This is a genomic window from Pseudomonas sp. CFBP13508, assembly GCF_005233515.1.
Lineage (GTDB): Bacteria > Pseudomonadota > Gammaproteobacteria > Pseudomonadales > Pseudomonadaceae > Aquipseudomonas > Aquipseudomonas mercuritolerans.
Genome location: NZ_QFZZ01000005.1, coordinates 120,064 through 139,598, shown reverse-complemented (window position 1 = coordinate 139,598; position 19,535 = coordinate 120,064). Strand labels below are relative to the sequence as shown.

General features: G+C 59.2%; 17 protein-coding genes. 10 read left to right on the top strand and 7 right to left on the bottom strand.

Features of this window, described 5'->3' with window-relative positions; genetic code table 11:
• Positions 1–135: 135 nt before the first annotated feature.
• A complete protein-coding gene (locus PspCFBP13508_RS15810) occupies positions 136–1,362 on the bottom strand; it encodes a 3-hydroxyacyl-CoA dehydrogenase (RefSeq protein ID WP_137215069.1) in 1,227 nt (408 codons plus the stop codon).
• Between the two features lie 211 nt (positions 1,363–1,573).
• Complete coding sequence (locus PspCFBP13508_RS15805; RefSeq protein WP_137215068.1) at positions 1,574–3,502, bottom strand: ATP-dependent DNA helicase RecQ; 1,929 nt, start codon at positions 3,500–3,502, stop codon at positions 1,574–1,576.
• A 279-nt stretch (positions 3,503–3,781) separates the two neighbouring features.
• Between PspCFBP13508_RS15805 and PspCFBP13508_RS15800 the strand changes: the two genes are divergently transcribed.
• The 3 genes from PspCFBP13508_RS15800 (at position 3,782) to nadS (ending at position 5,864) form a co-directional block, all read left to right on the top strand.
• Entirely contained in the window at positions 3,782–4,924 is a 1,143-nt protein-coding gene (locus PspCFBP13508_RS15800) for a hypothetical protein (RefSeq protein WP_137215067.1), read from the top strand.
• A gap of 335 nt (positions 4,925–5,259) precedes the next feature.
• On the top strand, positions 5,260–5,574 hold the full coding sequence (locus PspCFBP13508_RS15795) for a type II toxin-antitoxin system RelE/ParE family toxin (protein WP_130910162.1): 315 nt from the start codon (positions 5,260–5,262) through the stop codon (positions 5,572–5,574).
• Between the two features lie 2 nt (positions 5,575–5,576).
• Positions 5,577–5,864, top strand: coding sequence for a NadS family protein (gene nadS / locus PspCFBP13508_RS15790; RefSeq protein WP_064363398.1), 288 nt, complete (start codon positions 5,577–5,579; stop codon positions 5,862–5,864).
• 108 nt (positions 5,865–5,972) lie between these two features.
• Here the strand turns inward: nadS and PspCFBP13508_RS15785 are convergent, their stop codons facing one another.
• Positions 5,973–7,514 (bottom strand): phosphoenolpyruvate carboxykinase, encoded by a 1,542-nt coding sequence (locus PspCFBP13508_RS15785; protein ID WP_016772179.1) that lies wholly within the window; start codon positions 7,512–7,514, stop codon positions 5,973–5,975.
• Positions 7,515–7,695: 181 nt separating this feature from the next.
• Positions 7,696–8,598 (bottom strand): Hsp33 family molecular chaperone HslO, encoded by a 903-nt coding sequence (gene hslO / locus PspCFBP13508_RS15780; RefSeq protein WP_137215066.1) that lies wholly within the window; start codon positions 8,596–8,598, stop codon positions 7,696–7,698.
• A gap of 107 nt (positions 8,599–8,705) precedes the next feature.
• Here hslO and PspCFBP13508_RS15775 point away from each other — a divergent pair, with 107 nt between their 5' ends.
• Positions 8,706–9,506, top strand: coding sequence for a phosphatase PAP2 family protein (locus PspCFBP13508_RS15775; protein WP_137215065.1), 801 nt, complete (start codon positions 8,706–8,708; stop codon positions 9,504–9,506).
• A gap of 89 nt (positions 9,507–9,595) precedes the next feature.
• Here PspCFBP13508_RS15775 and PspCFBP13508_RS15770 read toward each other — a convergent pair whose 3' ends face one another.
• Positions 9,596–10,000, bottom strand: coding sequence for a S4 domain-containing protein (locus PspCFBP13508_RS15770; RefSeq protein WP_122698817.1), 405 nt, complete (start codon positions 9,998–10,000; stop codon positions 9,596–9,598).
• A gap of 116 nt (positions 10,001–10,116) precedes the next feature.
• Between PspCFBP13508_RS15770 and PspCFBP13508_RS15765 the strand changes: the two genes are divergently transcribed.
• Genes PspCFBP13508_RS15765 through rimK form a run of 3 tightly spaced genes read left to right on the top strand, consistent with a single transcriptional unit; the run spans position 10,117 to position 12,294 of the window.
• Positions 10,117–10,896: an EAL domain-containing protein gene (locus tag PspCFBP13508_RS15765; RefSeq protein WP_122881279.1), complete on the top strand. Its 780-nt coding sequence runs from the start codon at positions 10,117–10,119 to the stop codon at positions 10,894–10,896.
• Between the two features lie 34 nt (positions 10,897–10,930).
• Positions 10,931–11,392, top strand: a complete 462-nt coding sequence (locus PspCFBP13508_RS15760; protein ID WP_172667902.1) for an ATP-dependent zinc protease — start codon at positions 10,931–10,933, stop codon at positions 11,390–11,392.
• Entirely contained in the window at positions 11,389–12,294 is a 906-nt protein-coding gene (gene rimK / locus PspCFBP13508_RS15755; RefSeq protein ID WP_024011184.1) for a 30S ribosomal protein S6--L-glutamate ligase, read from the top strand. The genes PspCFBP13508_RS15760 and rimK overlap by 4 nt, the downstream gene beginning before the upstream one ends.
• A gap of 85 nt (positions 12,295–12,379) precedes the next feature.
• On the opposite strand, the gene PspCFBP13508_RS15750 is transcribed toward rimK, so the two are convergent.
• Positions 12,380–13,693, bottom strand: a complete 1,314-nt coding sequence (locus PspCFBP13508_RS15750) for an ATP-binding protein (protein WP_016770645.1) — start codon at positions 13,691–13,693, stop codon at positions 12,380–12,382.
• Between the two features lie 114 nt (positions 13,694–13,807).
• On the bottom strand, positions 13,808–14,548 hold the full coding sequence (gene ompR, locus PspCFBP13508_RS15745) for a two-component system response regulator OmpR (protein ID WP_137215064.1): 741 nt from the start codon (positions 14,546–14,548) through the stop codon (positions 13,808–13,810).
• Positions 14,549–14,906: 358 nt separating this feature from the next.
• Here ompR and PspCFBP13508_RS15740 point away from each other — a divergent pair, with 358 nt between their 5' ends.
• The 3 genes from PspCFBP13508_RS15740 to gshA all read left to right on the top strand — a co-directional run bounded on the left by PspCFBP13508_RS15740 (position 14,907) and on the right by gshA (position 19,467).
• Positions 14,907–17,231 carry a Tex family protein gene (locus PspCFBP13508_RS15740; RefSeq protein WP_056787091.1) on the top strand — a complete coding sequence of 775 codons (2,325 nt, stop codon included), beginning with the start codon at positions 14,907–14,909 and terminating at the stop codon, positions 17,229–17,231.
• A complete protein-coding gene (locus PspCFBP13508_RS15735; RefSeq protein WP_071174065.1) occupies positions 17,231–17,614 on the top strand; it encodes a PaaI family thioesterase in 384 nt (127 codons plus the stop codon). Before PspCFBP13508_RS15740 ends, PspCFBP13508_RS15735 begins: the two co-directional genes overlap by 1 nt.
• A 269-nt stretch (positions 17,615–17,883) precedes the next feature.
• Positions 17,884–19,467 carry a glutamate--cysteine ligase gene (gene gshA, locus PspCFBP13508_RS15725; RefSeq protein ID WP_137215063.1) on the top strand — a complete coding sequence of 528 codons (1,584 nt, stop codon included), beginning with the start codon at positions 17,884–17,886 and terminating at the stop codon, positions 19,465–19,467.
• The last annotated feature ends 68 nt before the right edge of the window (positions 19,468–19,535 follow it).

The following is a 19,535-nucleotide window of genomic DNA, read 5'->3' as shown; positions in this document are numbered from 1 at the left end:
ATCAGGGATTCCCAAGGCTATTTGCTAATTCAAAATATCGGCACAGCTTTCGCGAGCAGGCTCGCTCCCACATTGAAACGCGATAGTCTGTGAGAGCGAGCCTGCTCGCGAAGACGTCAGCACGGCCGACAAGTGTCAGCGATCAGCAAACCCCTTCCCCTGCGCCGCCAGCTCGCCAATCAACCGCGCCGGCTTCCACTGGTCGCCCTGGCGCGTCTCCAGCGCCAGCAAACGCTGATGAATATCCGCCAGCCCTTGCTGATCTGCCCAGGCCATTGGCCCGCCCTTCTCTGCTGGAAAACCATAACCGTTCAAATACACCAGATCGATGTCATGGGCCGAGCCGGCGATGCCTTCCTGCAGGATCTTCGCGCCCTCATTGACCAGCGCCAGCAAACAACGCTCAAGTATTTCTTCAGCACCGATGTCGCGACGCTGGAAACCCAGCTCTTCACTGACCCGCAGCACCAATACATCGACCTCGGGATCATGCTCGGCCTGGCGACTGCCCGGCTCATAGTGGTAGTAGCCGTTACCAGACTTCTGCCCGAACCGGCCCATTTCGCACAGACGGTTATCGATCTGAACCTGCGGCGCATCCTGCCCTTTACCAGCGAGCTCCCGAGCACGCCACTCCAGATCGATGCCGACCACGTCGTACATGCGAAACGGCCCCATGGCGAAGCCGAAGCCTTGCAGCGCGGCGTCAATCTGGTGTGGATAAGCGCCCTCGAGGAGCATCTTGCGCGCTTCAAGTACATACGGATGCAGCATGCGATTGCCGATGAAACCGTGGCAGTTGCCCGACACCACGCTGACCTTGCCCATGCGTTTGCCGAGCGCCAGCGCTGCCTCCAGCGCCGCTGGCGAGGTCTGCGCACCTCGCACGATTTCCAGCAGTTTCATGATGTGCGCCGGGCTGAAGAAGTGCAGACCCAGCACCTGTGCCGGGCGCCGGGTCGCAGCCGCGATGGCGTCGATGTCCAGTGCCGAGGTGTTGCTCGCCAGCAGAGCCTCAGGTTTGAGCAGGCCATCGAGTTCGCGAAAGATCTTCTGCTTCAGCTCGAGGTTCTCGTACACCGCTTCGATCACCAGATCGACGTTGCGGATCGCCGCGTAATCCGCCGCTGCAGATACGCGAGCCATTCGCGCATCCGCCTCGGCCTGATCAATGCGGCCCTGGCGCACGTTGTGGGCATACGTCTCGGCGACCGTTGTCAGCGCTTGCTCGAGCATCTGTGGATTGTTGTCCACCCACTGCACGCTCACGCCGGCACTGGCCAGACACATGACGATGCCGCGGCCCATGGTGCCCGCACCGATTACCGCCGCCTGCTGAATATCGAAGGATGTCTGGCTCATGTTGTTCTCTTGTGGGTGGCCCGAAGACAGAATCCAACCTTAGTCAGGCAGCAGCGCTTTTTGAAGTTTATTAGCGTGATGATCGACATTCAGCGGATGGATAGAGTCCCCGCTTGATGACACTTGACGTAGGAGCTGACGAAGGCTGCGATCTTTTGATCATGAAAAATCAACATCAAAAGATCGCAGCCTTCGGCAGCTCCTACAGGGGTCAGAGGTGCTCTTGCGCCCAATCGCGTACCTGCGCGTAAGGGTACTCTTCCAACGCAGCAAAACCCGGTATCGCCCGCGCCTTGAGTTTGGTGAACAACGGCACGCTGATTCCGCAGAGGAACCGCGTAAGGCGCTCGGCCGTCGGAAGCATGCCTGTGTGCTGCTCATGCCTGTGGATAAGTTCACCGCACAATTGCGCGAAATTTTTATCCACAAGCGGCGGCAACACTGGCGGCTCAGGCAACCGCGCAACCCGGCCATGACATACCGAACAATGGCCGCATCGCTGAGGGGCATTGTGATCTCCGAAATACTCGGCCAAGCGATAACCCAGACAGCGTTCGGTGGCGAACACGTCAAGCATGGCGTGAATTCGCGCCACCTCAGTCCGTTCATGGCGAGTGAAATACTCGTGGAGCTCAGCGCTGAGGGCGTCGCTGTCAAAATCACTTTGCAGCAGATTGTAGACCTCGGTCATCTGCTTGCTCTCAAGCTCGACCCAGCCCTTTTCCTGGAAGTAATCCAGCGCTGTCACCACTCGATTGCGCTCGGCGGAATACTGCGAGTACATCGCCTCGAAATCTACCGTGGCCCAGGTGCGTGCTCGCGTAGACGTCCGGATGAGCGCCGCGACGAAATCGCTGCGCTCGCCTTCGAAGCGCTGGAGCAATGCTTCAGGCTCAAGCAGATATTTGAAGCGATACTCAGCGTAATAGGCGTAACGCGGCGCAATCAGACCTCGCAGCTCCAACTGCACCAGCAAAGTCTTCAACGGCAACGAGCGAATATTGCTCTGATCCGAGAGTGGCCCAAGCAGAAACTCCCATTGTCCTTCCGGAACTGAGGCATTGAGCTCTTCGAGCACATAGCCAATCCCGTCGCGCTCGGGCGTATCACCGTAGACGAAGTTTTCCAGCACATTGAGGCTGTCGCGGTTAGCCAGTACCAGGCAGTCGGAGGGCTGTCCGTCGCGTCCGGCACGGCCGATTTCCTGGCTGTAGTTTTCGATGGATTTGGGCAGATCGAAATGCACCACGTTGCGGATGTCGCTCTTGTCGATGCCCATGCCGAAGGCAATGGTGGCGACAATGCAATTGGACTGCCCGGCCATGAAGCGGCGTTGAATGTCTTCACGCTGATCGTGGGGTAAACCTGCGTGGTAAGCCTCGGCCTGGATACCGTTGCGCTCGAGATGCTCGGCAATGTGTTCGGCGGTCTTCTGCAACGTGACATAGACAATGCTCGGTTGCCCTGGGCGTTCGCTCATCCATTCGACCAGACGCCGACGTTTGTCCTGACCGCGTACAGGCTCGACCAGCAGGTTGAGGTTGGGCCGATAGAAACCGGTGGTCACTACATCGTCCGGAGCAATGGCGAATTTGGCCTGCATGTCGGCGATGACTTTTGGTGTCGCCGTGGCGGTCAGCAGCAAGGCCTGCGGGATGTTGAACTGGCGCTGGTAGTCCGGCAATTTCAGGTAGTCGGGCCGAAAGTTGTGGCCCCATTCCGAGATACAGTGAGCTTCGTCGACTACCAGCAACGAGATCGGCACCTGCTGCAAGAAGTTGCGGAACCGCTCGTTTTTCAGACGCTCGACGGAAATCATCAGAATCTTCAATTCACCCGAACGCGCACGGGCCATGACGTCGTTGGCATCCTCACGGCTTTGTGCCGAATCGATGCTGCCCGCGGAGATACCGTGGCGCTTGAGAAACGCCAGTTGATCCTGCATCAACGCCAGCAACGGCGAAACCACCAATGTCAGGTGTGGCAGTAAAAGCGCCGGCAGCTGATAGCAAAGCGATTTGCCGGAGCCGGTGGGAAAGATCGCCGCCGCGGATCGCCCCGCCAGCACCGCGCTGACAGCGGCCTCCTGACCGGGGCGAAACTGTGGATAACCAAAAACCTGTTCCAGGGTGTGGTGCATTTACTGTCACTCCTTTGACTGCTGCCATGCCCAAAGCCTAGCGGGCGATTTCAGCGAGTCGAGAAAAGGTCGGGATCCAATCGATTCGAAATGATACATCGGATCAGCGATTTGACGCGTTGCAGATATTAATTGCACTACAGGCGCTCTGCAAAAACACCGCCCCATACAATCAAGGCAATTCTGAGAACTTACAAACACAGAAACAACCAAACCGTTTATCAATACAACCAACTGGAACTAACGTGACTGCTCTTATTCACTCGAAAGAGCAAAAGCATGACAACTTTAACCATTTTCTTTTGCGGTACCGGCTCCAACAAATTCGATATCAATCATAAAAGTTTTTGGGACGGCGAAGTTGTATCCACACTCGCTGCACACCACACCGGCCGTGAGTTCGCTGAATGGATCGTGGTCGACGGGCCTGGCAGCGGCAACCTGCAGGCCGATGATCTGTTCACCAAAACCAAGGAATACGGGCTATCCGGAACGCTGTTTGGTAAAGGCTGGGAGGAAAACGTCCAGCACGCTGTGAATATCATCAAAGGCAAGTGCGACTGGCAACGGCAACAACTGACCGAGAAGGAATATAACCGACTCAAAAGCGCCGGCATTCCCATTGACGATGTAAAAGTCGAGGGCTCGTGGCTCTGGCGCAAATACAACTATGGCGACCGCAGTATCACCCAACAAAAGTTACAGGAACAGATCATCAAGACTTTCCGCAAGGACGGTATTATTCCAACCACAGTCAATCTGGTCGGCTGGAGTCGGGGCGGCATCAGTTGCCATATGCTCGCCAATGCAATGTACAAGGATCCTGCACTCAAACATATTCCGGTGAACATCTTTGCCATTGATCCAGTTCCGGGCATCGGCAACTTTCAGGAAAACCGCGTCAAACTCCAATCCAACGTCAAGGAATACATCGCGTTCTATGCCCGCGACGAGCGCTCAAAAGGCTTCAGCTGCGTGATCCCGCAAACCGCCACTGGCACCAAAACCTCGATCTATCCAATGGCCGGCCGCCACGCCACCCTCGCTGGCAACGCCACGGCGCTCGGCGGCGAGCCCATCAACAGCAGCGACCTCAACGCGCTGATCGAACCCGGCCGCATCGTTCGCCATCTCGCCGAGACCTGCCTCAAGCGCTGGGGCGTGCCGCTGAGCAAAACCCTCAATCTGACCGATGCCGATCTGCTGCGCCTCACTGGCGCCATCGTCAGCGACGAGGCCCGCTACAAGAAGATGCACAGCCAGTCCTACACCTATTTCACCGAGCTGGACAAAGGCGAGCGCTCTGTCTCGCTGGGCAGCAAAGGCGTGCCGTTTTCAGCAGTCAAAGGCACGATCTACCGCCCGGCAACCGGACTGACCACAAGCCTGCTGGATATTTCCGGTTACCAGCATCTGCGTTGAAAGGCGTTGAACAATCGGTAGCAACGTCTGGCGCTTTGTTCGTCCCGTTCCTACTTCACGCGATGCCTTGTCGGCTATCGCGAGGTGGTGGTGCGAACCTATAGTCGTGGGTGTCGCTGCTTTGATCAGCGACACCCACATCACCCACGCTCTGTACCTGCTGACAGGACGGCTGCGAGCTGCTGCAAGTCGCGCAGACACAGATGCTCAACTGGAAAGCCCCTGCCTAAGGCGAGCAGCCTGATCGCCGCCATCATCTGTCGGCGACCAGGCACCAGTCATCGTTATCAACACTTCAGCATTGCCTGAAAGTAAGTCACTGGCGTACATTGACCATGATTTTTATTGAGACTTCAGTCTTCACCCGCCGAGTAAGAGAGTTACTGGACGACGATGCCTACGCCACCTTTCAAAAGCAGTTGGTCGCAAACCCGTCTATTGGCGATGTAATCGAAGGAACCGGCGGGGTGCGTAAAGCACGAGTCGCCTCCAAAGGCCATGGAAAACGGGGTGGCGCACGGGTTATCTACTACCACTTCGTTTCAGCATCACAGATCGCGTTGTTGATGATTTATCCAAAAAACGAGCAGCAGGATCTTACCCATGACGAACGGAAAGCACTGAAGGCCATGATTGGAAACTGGAGGTAACCATGAGCAAGTTTTTTGATGAGCTGATGGAAAGCGTGCAGGAAATGGATGAGATTCTTCGGGGTGAAAAAAAGCCGTCCCGCGAATTCCATGTGGATGCATTACAGGTTAAACAGATTCGCAAAGCGACGGGAATGACGCAGGCAAAGTTCGCAGCCTTGATCGATGTCCAATTGGGAACGTTACGCAATTGGGAGCAAGGTCGTCGTCAGCCGACTGGCCCGGCCAAAGCACTACTCAAGGCCATTCATAACGATCCTGTCCATGTGCTGAGTGCACTGGCTGATTGACACATAGCCAGGGCAAGCCACGTCTTTGAGTCCAACCAAGCTGCATTTCAGATCGGAAATAAAAAACCGCCCCCAAAGGGCGGTTTTTTATTCACTGCAAACCGCTACTTACAACTTCGGCCCAGCCGCCTTGATCGCGTCGCTCACTTCGAACTTCTTGAAGTTCTCGATGAACAGACCGGCCAGTGCTTTCGCTGCCTCGTCGTACGCTGCCTTGTCAGCCCAGGTGTTGCGTGGGTTGAGCAGGTTGGTGTCGACGCCCGGAACGGCCAGTGGCACGTCGAGGTTGATGGTGTCGAGGTGCTCGGTGGCGGCACCGATCAGTGCGCCGCTCTGGATCGCGGCGATCACTGCGCGGGTGGTCGGGATGTTGAAGCGTTGGCCGACGCCGTAGCCGCCGCCGGTCCAGCCAGTGTTGACCAGATAGACCTTGGAGCCGAAGCCGCGGATGCGCTTGATCAGCAGTTCGGCGTATTCGCCAGCCGGACGCGGGAAGAACGGTGCGCCGAAGCAGGTGGAGAAGGTCGACTTGATGCCGCTGCCCGAACCCATTTCAGTCGAGCCCACCAGCGCGGTGTAGCCGGACAGGAAGTGGTAGGCCGCTTGTTCTTCGTTGAGGATCGACACCGGCGGCAGTACGCCGGTCAGGTCGCAGGTCAGGAAGATCACTGCGTTTGGCTCGCCACCCAGGTTCTTCTCGGAACGCTTGGCAACGTGCTCCAGCGGGTAGGCGGCGCGGCTGTTCTGGGTCAGGCTGACATCGGCGTAGTCGGCGTGCTTGGCGTCGTCGATAACCACGTTTTCCAGCACCGCGCCGTGCTTGATGGCTTTCCAGATGACCGGCTCGTTCTTCTCGGAGAGGTCGATGCACTTGGCGTAGCAACCGCCTTCGATGTTGAACACCACACCCTCGCCCCAGCCGTGTTCGTCGTCACCGATCAGGTAACGGCTTTCGTCGGCCGACAGGGTGGTTTTACCGGTGCCCGACAGACCGAAGAACAGGGTCACGTCGCCGTCTTCGCCGATGTTGGCAGCGCAGTGCATTGGCAGCACGTCAGCGGCTGGCAGCAGGAAGTTCTGCACCGAGAACATGGCTTTCTTCATCTCACCGGCGTAACGCATGCCGGCGATCAGCACTTTCTTCTGCGCGAAGTTGATGATCACGCAACCGTCGGAGTTGGTGCCGTCACGCTCAGGCACGCACTCGAAGTTGGCGACGTTGAGCACTTGCCATTCTTCACGGCCAGCCGGGTTGTACTGGGCCGGGTTGATGAACAGGCAACGACCGAACAGGTTCTGCCAGGCAGTCTGCGTGGTCATTTTCACGGCCAGGTAGTGATCTTCCGCCGCACCTACATGCACGTGGGAAACGAAGTGCTCTTGCGCGTTGTTGAAGGCCTCGACGCGAGCCCACAGGGCATCGAACTTGTCGGCCGGGAACTTGCGGTTGATCGGGCCCCAGGCAATAGCGGCCTGGGTGGAAGGCTCTTCAACGATGAAACGGTCGACTGGCGAACGGCCGGTGCGGTGACCGGTGCGAACAACCAGAGCGCCGGTATCGGCAAGCTCGCCTTCACCGCGATTCAGGGCTTCTTTTACCAGATCATCAACACTCAGATCGGTGTACACGGCGTTATTGGCTTGCGTCATGAGGTTCCCCGTCGGCCAGTGGCCGAGTGTGCTCCAAACGTTTTGTAGTAGAAAGTCGTGCACTACTACCGCGAAAAAAGTGGGCCGGATTATGCCAGAAAAGCCCAAAAAGAGTAGGGTCCTCCCGTCGTAACGGCGATATTCCGTCATTGCGCAGTGAATTTACCTGCGCTGAACCGTTTTAGTGACGGGTATCTGACGGCGTATCGACGCCCGCGCCAGCGAACAGTTGAGCGATATCAGCCGCGTCGAACAGGTACTGCTGATTGCAGAACTGGCAATCAATCTCGACTTTTCCGCCCTGCTCGGCTGCCAGCGCCAGCGCATCTTCCAGCCCAAGACTGACCAGCGCATTGCCGGAGCGTTCCCGAGAGCAGCTGCAACTGAAGCGCAGATGCTGCACATCGAACAGGCGCACCTGCTCCTCGTGATAGAGGCGGTGCAGCACGGTTTCGTTGTCCAGGCTCAGCAGCTCATCGGCGCCCAGAGTGCCGGCCAGCGCGGTGATGTGCTGCCAGCTAGCGGCGCGATCTTCTTCATCTTTCAGGCGATCGGCGGGGAGTTGTTGCAGCAACATGCCACGTGCGCGACGGCCGTCGGCGAACAGCTTGAAGCGCGTGCCGACTTGCTGCGACATGACGAAATAGTTGGTGAAGCAATCGGACAGTGTTTCGCCGTCGAGATCGACAATGCCCTGATAGCGCTGGCCAACGGTCGGATCGACGGTGAGGGCCAGAACGCCGTTCGGCATCAGATCGCTGAGGGTGGCGTCTGCGGCGATCTGCTCGGGGTCGTAACGCGCCAGGCCACGGATCTCACGCTCGCTGGAGCATTCGATCATCAGCAATGGGATCGGCCCTTCCGAGCGTGCCTGCAAGATCAGCAAGCCATCGAACTTCAGAGTGCCAACCAGCAACGAGGCAGCCGCCATCAACTCGCCGAGCAACTGCGCGACCGGCTCCGGGTACGGGTGTTTGGCGAGGACTTCGGCGTAGCTGCGCTCCAGCGCTACCAGTTCGCCGCGAGTGTCGCTGTCATCGAAGATGAAGCGTTGAGTGAAATCGGTATCCGCTAAGTCGGTCATAGGTCTGGGTATCTGAATGTGATGACAAAATGGTTACAAAACGTGAAAATTTGCGCTTGCTGGCACTTTTTTTGGGGCCGGCGCTTTTTCGCCATGGGAGGCATTTTATGAACAATCCGGGTTTGTTCCAATCAAGGTGGAACCTCGGCCGGCTGGTTCTGTGTAACGTAGTGCCGTTGGCGCTACTGGCTTTCTGGTTATGGCCTACGGGTCAGATGCTGTGTGTGATTTTCGACGAGTGGCTGTTCCGCTCGCTGAATGCACCGCTGGCCAGCAACCCGATATGGCTCCACATCTGGGCAATTGCAAGTCTGCGCCCGTTCGACATCGTCGTCGGACTGATTCTGTTGACGCTGCTGATCAAGGGCGACTGGGTCTTCAGGGCGATCGACGTGCGTCGCGCGTTCTTCGGTTTTTTCTCGATACTGTTACTGATGGTGTTGATCCGCGCGCTGTTTTCCAAATTTGCCGATCACATGGGCTGGCAGCACAGCAGCCCGTCAATGGTGCTTGAGGGCGCCGTGCACATCAGCGATTACTTTCCGCACCTGGAAAAAACCTGGGAGCTGAAGGACCGTTCGGGCCAGAGCTTCCCCGGTGATCATGCTTCGGTGCTGTTGATCTGGGCTCTGTTCATGGGCGTCTTCAGTCGCACGATCGGGCAGTTCTTGACGGTCTGGGGTCTGGCAGTGCTGTTCATGATGCCGCGCCTGGTGGCTGGCGCGCATTGGGGTCAGGACGACTACATCGGCGGCTTGCTGCTGGCGGTGTGGGCGTTGGGCTGGGGTTACTACACGCCGTTTGCCTATCACGCGTCGAACCTCTGGTTGAAGCTGACCGCGCCGATTTTCGCGTTGCTGGGCAAGCTGCCGATGGTGTCGCGGATGAGTGTAATTTCCGCCCGGTAAATGGTGGAGCCTCGAAAAGATCGCAGCCTTCGGCAGCTCCTACAGGGATCGCATTCCAACTGTAGGACCTGCCGCAGGCTGCGATCTTTTTACTCGTCGTTGCTACCGCGAAATTTGAACAGATCCCGCCGCTGCTTCTTGCTCGGCTTGCCATCGGTGCTCACGCCCAACGACCCTGCCTTGCGCATCGCCGCAGCTGCTTCACGCTTGGCAATACTCGCTTCGGTCTCGGCATACAAGGTCTGCGCCTCGGGCGCGCCACGACGCACGATCGACAAAGCTTCCACCCTCACCGTACGCACTTCGAAGCCGGTGCGAATCTCGAACTCATCGCCAATGCGCGGCTCCTTGCCCGGTTTGCAGCGTTCGCCGCGACAGTGCACCTTGCCACTTTCAATCGCCGCTTTGGCCAAGGCCCGGGTCTTATAGAAACGCGCCGCCCATAACCACTTATCGAGACGGACTTTGTCGTCCTCCTCCTGCTTCTGTCCCATATGAATTCCTCGCTCAGCCAGTAGTCGGAACTGTACTACCGTTTCTGTCGGGCGCAAGAACCCGGCCCACCAGATAGACTGTGATCTTCGCCGCCTGACCGGCCTGGAGTGACCGAGTGACAAAATTTCCGACTTCATTGACCTCACCCAAGGGCGGTTGCCAGGGCTGTCAGCAGAGCGAGCCGCTGGACTTCGATTTTGCCTTCGCCTATCAGCCAATTGTCGACCTGCGCGACCAATCGGTATTCGCCCACGAAGCGCTGGTGCGAGGCGTGGCCGGTGAGGGTGCGCTGTCCGTGTTAAATCAGGTTACAGAAGACAACCGCTACCGCTTCGACCAGCTCTGCCGGACTCGCGCCATCGAAGGTGCGGCCAGTCTTAATATGCAGACACACTTGTCGATCAACTTTTTGCCCAACGCCGTCTACCGTCCAGAGCTATGCATTCGCAGCACACTGGAGGCCGCACGAAAACACAACTTTCCGATCGACCGGCTGATTTTCGAAACCCTGGAAATTGAGCACGTAGATAATTATCGCCATTTGACCAATATTCTGCGTGAATACCGCGAATTCGGCTTCAAGACCGCCATCGACGATTTCGGTGCCGGCTATTCGGGGCTCAATCTGCTGGCTGATTTCCAACCGGACCTGATCAAACTCGACATGGCGCTGATCCGCGATGTTGACCAGGACCGTGTCCGTCAGGTGATCGTGCGGGGGATTGTCACAATGTGTGCGGAGTTGGACGTTACAGTCATTGCCGAAGGCATAGAAAGCGCCGGGGAACGGGATTTCCTTGCGGACTGTGGAATATTTCTGATGCAGGGCTACTGGTTCGCCAGACCTGCATTCAAAGCGTTGGCCCAGGTGCCGGACGAGGCCTGGAAGCGTTAACCCTTGGTTTTTTTCCTTGAAGACATTTGATCATTTGACCGTTGTCGGTCTGCGCGAGTGGGTGGCGCTCCCGGGCCTGGGAGTCGCGGGCCTGCGCGCCAAAATCGACACCGGCGCCAGCACCTCCAGTTTGCACGCCACAGATATCGAACCGTTCGAACGCGACGGCGAGAAATGGGTGCGCTTTACTGCGCATCTCGGCACGGTGGTGCAGTTGCGTCACCGGCGCTGCGAAGCCCCGCTGGTCACACGCAAAACCATCAAAAGCTCCAACGGCCATGCGCAGGTGCGCTACGTGATCAGCACCACGCTGGCCCTGGGTGATCGGGTCTGGCCGGTGGAGTTCACCCTGGCCTGCCGCAAGTCCATGCGCTATCGCCTGTTGCTCGGTTCCAAAGCCCTGATCGATGGCCAGTTGGTGGTCAATCCGGGCATCAAGTATGTACAAGACAAGCCGGTGTTCCCGGTATCTACCTCCTCCACAGGTGTTGCATGAAGATCGCTGTGCTGTCGCGTAATCCGCGTCTGTATTCCACCCGCCGTCTGGTCGAAGCCGGAATCGAGCGCGGGCATGAAATGGTGGTGATCGACACCTTGCGCGCCTACATGAACATTGCCAGCCACAAGCCGCAGATCCATTACCGCGGCAAACCGCTGGAAGGTTTCGACGCGGTGATCCCGCGGATCGGCGCGTCGGTGACGTTCTACGGCTGCGCGGTGTTGCGTCAGTTCGAAATGATGGGCGTGTTCCCGCTCAACGAGTCGGTGGCCATTGCCCGCTCGCGGGACAAATTGCGTTCACTGCAGCTGCTGTCGCGGCGCGGCATCGGTTTGCCGGTCACCGGTTTTGCCCACTCGCCGGACGACATTCCCGACCTGATCGCCATGGTCAACGGCGCACCGCTGGTGATCAAAGTGCTCGAAGGCACCCAGGGCATTGGCGTGGTGCTGTGCGAAACAGCCACGGCGGCAGAGTCGGTGATCGAGGCGTTCATGGGCCTGAAGCAGAACATCATGGTCCAGGAATACATCAAGGAAGCCGGCGGCGCCGACATCCGCTGCTTCGTGGTCGGCGACAAGGTGATCGCGGCAATGAAGCGCCAGGCCAAACCGGGAGAATTTCGTTCCAACCTGCATCGCGGCGGCAGCGCCAGCCTGATCAAGATCACCCCGGAAGAACGCATGACCGCGTTACGCGCTGCCAAGGTCATGGGGCTGGCAGTGGCGGGTGTGGATATCCTGCGTTCCAATCACGGGCCGCTGGTGATGGAAGTAAACTCGTCGCCGGGACTGGAAGGCATCGAGACCACCACTGGCAAGAATGTCGCCGGGATCATCATCGAGCATCTTGAAAAGAATGGCGGGCCAAATATGACCCGCACCAAGGGCAAGGGGTAGAGAAGCAGCTGCTAGCGGCAAGCTTCAAGCGGCAAGTGAAAAGCGCTCTTGCTTGTAGCTTGCAGCTTGCAGCTTGTAGCTGCTTCTAAACCGCATCTCGGGGCAACATCAACCCCAGCGGCAATCTCACGCGGGCCTCAAGTCCACCCCCGGACCGGTTACGCAATTCGACATTGCCGCCATGCATCGCCGCAATCCGTTTGACGATCGCCAGCCCCAGCCCGGTGCCTTTGCCGCCCCGTGCCCGATCACCTCGGGTAAACGGGTTGAAGATTGCCTCAAGCTCGGACGGATCAATCCCCGCGCCACGGTCCATCACGCTCAGGACCACATACGGCGCGCTGGTATCGCCGGACACATAAGCCGCCACTTCAACACCGGTGCCGGCATGGTTCAAGGCGTTGCCGATCAGGTTGTTGAGCAGGCGTTTCATCGACACTCGACGCAGCGGAAACGGCTGGATCGGTTCCAGGCGCAGGCGCACTTTCTCTTCGTTCTGGTTGTACGGCGCGGCGACTTCGCGCACCAGATCGCTGAGGTCGACTTCTTCCACCGACTCGTCGCGACCGTCACGGATGAACGCGAGGAACTGGTCGAGAATCGCGTCCATGTCCTCGATGTCGCGGACCATGTCGTCGGTAAGGTCGGTGTGATCGCCCATCAGTTCCAGCGACAGGCGCAAGCGCGTCAGCGGTGTGCGCAAGTCGTGGGAAACCCCGGCCAGCATCAGCTCGCGCTCGCGTCCGGCCTGTTCAACGTCCTCGGCCATCTGGTTGAAGGCGCGATAAACCTCGGTCATTTCGCTGGGTGTGTCGCTGATCGGCAGGCGCACGCTGCGGCCTTGGCCAAGTTGCCGCGCGGCATACACCAGGCGCTTCAACGGCTGGTTGAGCTGGCTGACGAAAATCCATGCCGACGCTGTGGACAACAGGCCGATGGCGAGGAACCAGCCGAGCACGTTCCAGATCTTCTGCCCGCGCAACGGATGTGGATACAACGGCACTTTGAGCCAGCCATCGCCCAGGCTCGGTGCCCTCACCCACAGTGCCGGCGGCGAATGCATGCGCAAACGCACCTCGGTGTCGGCACCCAGTTCCGCCTGCATCTGACGTTGGTAGATTTCGCTGTACGGCCAGTGCTGCTCGCCTTCCGGCACACCGGCGCCGACCACACGAATCAGGGTCGCAGCATCGGCAATTTTTGCGCGGTTTTCTTCATCGGCGGCCCAATAGGCACGTAGCGTCAGAGCGACACCATGGCTGTATTGGCGATCCACCAGCACGTCCTCGTTCATCAACAGATAAACCAGGGTCAGCGCCTTGGAAAACAGCACGACGATCAGCACCAGCCAGAGGGTGCGGGAGAAAAAACTTTGGGGGAACCAGACGGGGGTTTTCATCTTTAACCGCTACACACTTGCAGGAGCGAGCAATGCTCGCATATTGCGGATTGCGAGTCTGTGGCAATGGCCGTGCGACCAGAGCCTTGCAGACCCGCTCCTACAAATCACCGATCACTTGGTGGCGGTGCCATCCGGTACGAACACGTAACCCACGCCCCAGACGGTCTGGATGTAGCGCGGTTTCGACGGATCGGGTTCGATCATCCGGCGCAGACGCGAGATCTGCACGTCGATGGAGCGCTCCAGCGCATCCCATTCGCGACCACGGGCCAGGTTCATCAGTTTGTCGCGGGTCAGTGGCTGACGCGCGTTCATCACCAACGCCTTGAGTACCGCGAACTCACCGGTGGTGAGCATGTGCACTTCCTCGCCGCGCTTGAGCTCGCGGGTCGCCAGCGACAACACGTAATCTCCGAACGTGACGTTTTCGTCTTCGCTGCCCGGTGCGCCCGGTACCGGTGCGGCCTGACGGCGCAATACCGCTTTGACCCGCGCCATCAGCTCGTCCGGGTTGAACGGCTTGGCCAGGTAATCGTCGGCGCCCAGTTCAAGGCCCTTGATACGGCTCAGCTCATCGCCCTTGGCGGTGAGCATGATGATCGGAATCTGGTTGTTCGCGCCACGCAGGCGGCGGCAAGCGGTCAGGCCGTCTTCGCCCGGCAGCATCAGGTCGAGGACGACCAGATTGAACACTTCACGCGCCAGCAGACGGTCCATCTGCTCGGTGTTCGGAACGGTACGGGCACGGTAGCCCTTGCTGACGAAGAAACGCTCCAGCAGGCTGCTCAGCCCCGGATCGTCATCAACGATTAGAATTTTTTCGCCTTCAGCCGTTTGTGCAGTGCTGCTCATTGGATGCTCCTTTTAGCTCGGCGCGCATTATGGCGTAGCTGCCGTTATACGCACCGTGTGCATTGTTAGCAGATTTTTCCTTCACTGCCAGAAAACCGGGGTTTATGCCTACAGGCTGCGACGCCCCCGAATGACAGAACGCTGGTTATAATGCGCGGCGTTTTGCGCCAGGCAACGTCTGAATCGTTACCGTAAGTGGCCGGTATTTTTTCCGGCCCTGTGCAGCAACTGTTCGATTTCACGGGTCAATGGGCAGCCTCTTGATCCAGGCAGCGGCAATTTTCCAGCCGCTCAATCAGCCTCCAGGCCTTTATCTGCGCGCCTGTGAGCCTGCTTTCAAACTATGTCAGGTGGTTTTATGGACAGCATCAACAGCCGCATTGCCGAGGAACTCGGCGTACGCCCACAACAGGTCGAAGCGGCCGTCGCGCTACTCGATGAAGGTTCTACCGTCCCCTTCATCGCCCGTTACCGGAAAGAAGTCACCGGCAGCCTCGATGACACCCAGTTGCGTCATCTGGAAGAGCGCCTGCGCTACCTGCGAGAACTCGACGAACGGCGCATCAGCATCCTCGCCAGCATCGAGGAGCAAGGCAAACTCACCCCTGCCCTCGAGCGCGACATCAAGCTCGCCGACACCAAAACCCGTCTCGAAGACTTGTACCTGCCGTACAAGCAGAAGCGCCGGACCAAGGGCCAGATCGCCCTCGAAGCCGGCCTTGGCGAACTGGCCGACGGCTTGTTCAACGACCCGAACCTGTCGCCGGAGACCGAAGCCGCGCGCTTCGTCGACGCCGAAAAAGGCGTGGCCGATGTGAAGGCTGCACTGGAAGGCGCCAAGTACATCCTCATGGAGCGCTTCGCCGAAGACGCCAGCCTGCTGGAAAAGCTGCGTAATTTCCTCAAACAGGAAGCGATCCTCAGTGCCCGCGTTATCGCTGGCAAGGAAGAGGAAGGCGCCAAGTTCCGCGATTACTTCGAACACGATGAGCCGCTGAAAAGCATGCCGTCGCACCGCGCCCTCGCCATTTTCCGTGGCCGCAACGAAGGCATTCTCAGCTCCGCGCTGAAAGTCGGCGATGAGCTGCCCGGCACCATGCACCCGTGCGAAGGCATGATCGCTCAGCAGTTCGGCATCCAGAACCAGAACCGCCCGGCGGACAAATGGCTCGGTGAAGTGGTGCGCTGGACCTGGAAGGTCAAGCTCTACACCCACCTGGAAACCGACCTGCTCGGCGAGTTGCGCGATGGCGCCGAAACCGAAGCAATCAACGTGTTCGCGCACAACCTGCACGACCTGCTGCTGGCCGCTCCGGCCGGCCCGCGCGCGACCCTGGGCCTCGACCCGGGCCTGCGTACCGGCTGCAAGGTGGCCGTGGTCGACTCCACCGGCAAGCTGCTCGACCACGCCACGGTTTACCCGCACGTGCCGCACAACAAATGGGATCAGACCATCGCCATCCTCGCCGCTCTATGCGCCAAGCATTCGGTGGACCTGATCGCCATCGGCAACGGCACTGCCAGCCGCGAGACCGACAAGCTGGCGATCGAGCTGATCAAAAAATACCCAGCGATGAAGATGACCAAGGTCATGGTTTCCGAAGCCGGCGCCTCGGTGTACTCGGCCTCGGAACTGGCGGCCAAGGAATTCCCGGATCTGGACGTGTCGATCCGTGGCGCCGTATCGATCGCCCGTCGCCTGCAGGATCCGCTGGCCGAGCTGGTGAAGATCGATCCGAAATCCATCGGCGTCGGCCAGTACCAGCACGACGTCTCGCAGCTGAAACTGGCGCGCGGTCTGGACGCCGTGGTCGAGGACTGCGTGAACGCCGTGGGCGTGGATGTGAACACTGCCTCCGTGGCCTTGCTGGCGCGAATCTCCGGCCTCAACGCAACGCTGGCGCAGAACATCGTTGCTCACCGTGACGAACACGGTGCGTTCAAGACTCGTGCGGCGTTGAAGAAAGTTGCGCGTCTGGGCGAGAAAACCTTCGAACAGGCCGCCGGTTTCTTGCGCGTAATGAACGGCGATAACCCGCTGGATTCCTCGGCGGTGCACCCGGAAGCCTATCCGCTGGTGCAGCGCATTGCCGCTGAAACCGACCGCGACATCCGCTCGCTGATCGGCGATGCCGCGTTCCTCAAGCGCCTGGATCCGAAGAAGTTCACCGACGAAACCTTCGGTCTGCCGACCGTCACCGACATCCTTCAAGAACTGGAAAAACCCGGTCGCGATCCACGTCCGGAGTTCAAGACTGCCGAATTCCAGGAAGGCGTCGAGGACCTCAAGGACCTGCAACTGGGGATGATCCTTGAAGGCGTCGTCACCAACGTTACGGCGTTCGGTGCGTTCGTCGACATCGGCGTGCATCAGGACGGTCTGGTGCACATTTCGGCGCTGTCGGAGAAGTTCATCAAGGACCCACGCGAAGCGGTCAAGGCCGGTGACGTGGTGAAAGTGAAGGTCATGGAAGTCGACATTCCGCGCAAACGCGTCGGCCTGTCGATGCGCATGAGCGACACTCCCGGCGAGAAAATCGACGGCGCCCGTGGCTCGCGTCCGGGCTCGGCACCGCGCCAGTCTTCGGGCAACGCGCCGCGCAAGGAAACCGCTACCGCCGCGCCGGTGAACAACGCGATGGCCTCGCTGTTCGCCAACGCCAAACAGTTGAAGAAACGCTGATGGACATGCCGGCCGGGCTCGTCGAGAGCGCGTTTTTCAAGCTGTTGGGCTGCCGCCTGCACAGCCTCGAAACCGGGGTGGCGCAAGTCGCCCTGGCGCTTGAGCCCGAGCTGCGCAACCGCGGCGGCAAACTGCACGGCGGCGCGCTGTTCAGTCTGGTCGACATTGCCATGGGCCTGGCCTGCTCCAGCAGCCATGGCTTCGATCAGCAGAGTGCGACCATCGAATGCAAGATCAACTACATCCGCGCCGTTTCCGAGGGCGAGGTGCTGTGCACGGCGCGGGTGATCCACCCGGGCCGGCGCACGCTGGTGGTCGAAGCCGAGGTGATGCAGGGCGACAAACTGGTCGCAAAAGCGCAAGGCACCTTCGCTGTCCTGTAGATGTTGCTCATCATTTTGAGTTAATTTCGGCGCAATGAATCCTGTGGAAGCGAGCCTGCTCGCGAAGACGGTGTGTCAGTCGACGATGAAATTGACTGCAAAACCCTCTTCGCGAGCAGGCTCGCTCCCACAGGGATTGTGCAGTTCTTGACTGACCGGCAAATGGCCTGCCGCTACAAACCAGGCGATAACGCCAGTTTCAACTTCACCCTTGTAGACCGTCCTGCCCACCCCCATATTGGGGCGACTGACGCGTGAAGGAATCCAAATTGAGCGAACTTCTCAACCGCCGCCTGGCTCTGCTCGGCGAGCGCGCTAACCTCTCTCTGCTCAAGCAGTGCCTGCACGGTATCGAACGTGAATGCCTGCGCGTGACCAGTGAAGGTCGCCTGGCGCAAACGCCGCACCCCGAAGCCCTGGGTTCCGCGCTGACCAACGAACAGATCACCACCGACTACTCCGAGTCGCTGCTGGAATTCATCACGCCTGCCCTGCCGGATCCTGCCGATACGCTGGCGAGCCTGGACAAGATTCATCGTTTTGCCTACAGCAAACTCGGCAACGAGTACCTGTGGAGTCCATCGATGCCGTGCCCGCTGCCGGCCGAGGAAGACATCCCGATCGCTTATTACGGCACCTCCAACATCGGTCAGCTCAAGTACGTCTATCGCAAGGGCCTGGCCCTGCGTTACGGCAAGACTATGCAGTGCATTGCCGGGATTCACTACAACTTTTCCCTGCCGGAACAGCTCTGGCCATTGCTGCGCGAAGCCGAAGGTTTCGTCGGCACCGATCGCGATTTCCAGTCGGTGTCCTACATCGCGCTGATCCGCAACTTCCGCCGTTTCAGCTGGCTGCTGATGTACCTGTTCGGTGCCTCGCCGGCGCTGGACGCCGGTTTCCTGCGCGGGCGTTCGCATCAGCTCGAACAGCTCGATCCGGACACCCTCTATCTGCCGTACGCGACCAGCCTGCGCATGAGCGATCTCGGTTATCAGAGCAACGCCCAGGCCGGCCTGACACCGTGCTACAACGACCTGGCGAGCTACACCGACAGCCTGCGCGAAGCGGTGGCCACGCCCTACGCACCATACGTCGAAGTCGGCACGCACAAGGATGGCGAGTGGGTGCAGCTCAACACCAACATCCTGCAGATCGAAAACGAGTACTACTCCAACATCCGCCCGAAACGCGTGACCTACACCGGCGAGCGGCCGATCCAGGCGTTGATGGCGCGCGGCATCCAGTACGTCGAAGTGCGCTGCCTGGACATCAACCCGTTCCTGCCGATGGGCATCGACCTCACCGAATCGCGCTTCATCGACGCGTTCCTGCTGTATTGCGCGCTCAACGACAGTCCGTTGCTGACCAACACGTCGTGCGGCAATGCCACATCGAACTTCCTCAGTGTCGTGAAAGAAGGTCGCCGTCCGGGCCTGCAATTGCAGCGTGATGGTGAGCCGGTCGAGATGAAGCAGTGGGCGGCCGAACTGCTCGAGCAGATTGCTCCGCTGGCGGCGATGCTCGATCAGAGCGTTGGCGGCGATGCCCACAGCAAGGCTTTGGATGCGCAACTGGCCAAGGTCAGTGATCCGTCCCTGACACCGTCCGCGCAGGTGTTGGCGGCGATGGCTGAGCACAAGGAAAGCTTTGCGCAGTTCTCGTTGCGTCAGAGTCAGGCGCATGCAGAGTTTTTCCGTAGCGAGCCACTGGCGGCGGATGAGCAGGCGAAGTTTGAGGAGTTGGCGCGTACGTCGCTGGCAGCGCAGGCTGAGCTGGAGCAGAACGAGGTGGGGGATTTTGACGTGTTTGTCGGTTCGTATCAGGCGAGCATCCTCGCGATCAGCAACTGAAGAGCCCCTCACCCTAGCCCTCTCCCAGAGGGAGAGGGGACTGACCGGGTTGTTGATGCGAAGTACGC

Bases quoted from the DNA above. Each gene is read 5' to 3' on its own strand.
- PspCFBP13508_RS15750 (WP_016770645.1), bottom strand. From the start codon at position 13,693: ATGAAAACCCCCGTCTGGTTCCCCCAAAGTTTTTTCTCCCGCACCCTC.
- PspCFBP13508_RS15775 (WP_137215065.1), top strand. From the start codon at position 8,706: ATGAACAATCCGGGTTTGTTCCAATCAAGGTGGAACCTCGGCCGGCTG.
- hslO (WP_137215066.1), bottom strand. From the start codon at position 8,598: ATGACCGACTTAGCGGATACCGATTTCACTCAACGCTTCATCTTCGAT.
- PspCFBP13508_RS15740 (WP_056787091.1), top strand. From the start codon at position 14,907: ATGGACAGCATCAACAGCCGCATTGCCGAGGAACTCGGCGTACGCCCA.
- nadS (WP_064363398.1), top strand. From the start codon at position 5,577: ATGAGCAAGTTTTTTGATGAGCTGATGGAAAGCGTGCAGGAAATGGAT.
- PspCFBP13508_RS15735 (WP_071174065.1), top strand. From the start codon at position 17,231: ATGGACATGCCGGCCGGGCTCGTCGAGAGCGCGTTTTTCAAGCTGTTG.
- PspCFBP13508_RS15800 (WP_137215067.1), top strand. From the start codon at position 3,782: ATGACAACTTTAACCATTTTCTTTTGCGGTACCGGCTCCAACAAATTC.
- PspCFBP13508_RS15785 (WP_016772179.1), bottom strand. From the start codon at position 7,514: ATGACGCAAGCCAATAACGCCGTGTACACCGATCTGAGTGTTGATGAT.
- ompR (WP_137215064.1), bottom strand. From the start codon at position 14,548: ATGAGCAGCACTGCACAAACGGCTGAAGGCGAAAAAATTCTAATCGTT.
- rimK (WP_024011184.1), top strand. From the start codon at position 11,389: ATGAAGATCGCTGTGCTGTCGCGTAATCCGCGTCTGTATTCCACCCGC.
- PspCFBP13508_RS15805 (WP_137215068.1), bottom strand. From the start codon at position 3,502: ATGCACCACACCCTGGAACAGGTTTTTGGTTATCCACAGTTTCGCCCC.
- PspCFBP13508_RS15795 (WP_130910162.1), top strand. From the start codon at position 5,260: ATGATTTTTATTGAGACTTCAGTCTTCACCCGCCGAGTAAGAGAGTTA.
- PspCFBP13508_RS15770 (WP_122698817.1), bottom strand. From the start codon at position 10,000: ATGGGACAGAAGCAGGAGGAGGACGACAAAGTCCGTCTCGATAAGTGG.
- PspCFBP13508_RS15810 (WP_137215069.1), bottom strand. From the start codon at position 1,362: ATGAGCCAGACATCCTTCGATATTCAGCAGGCGGCGGTAATCGGTGCG.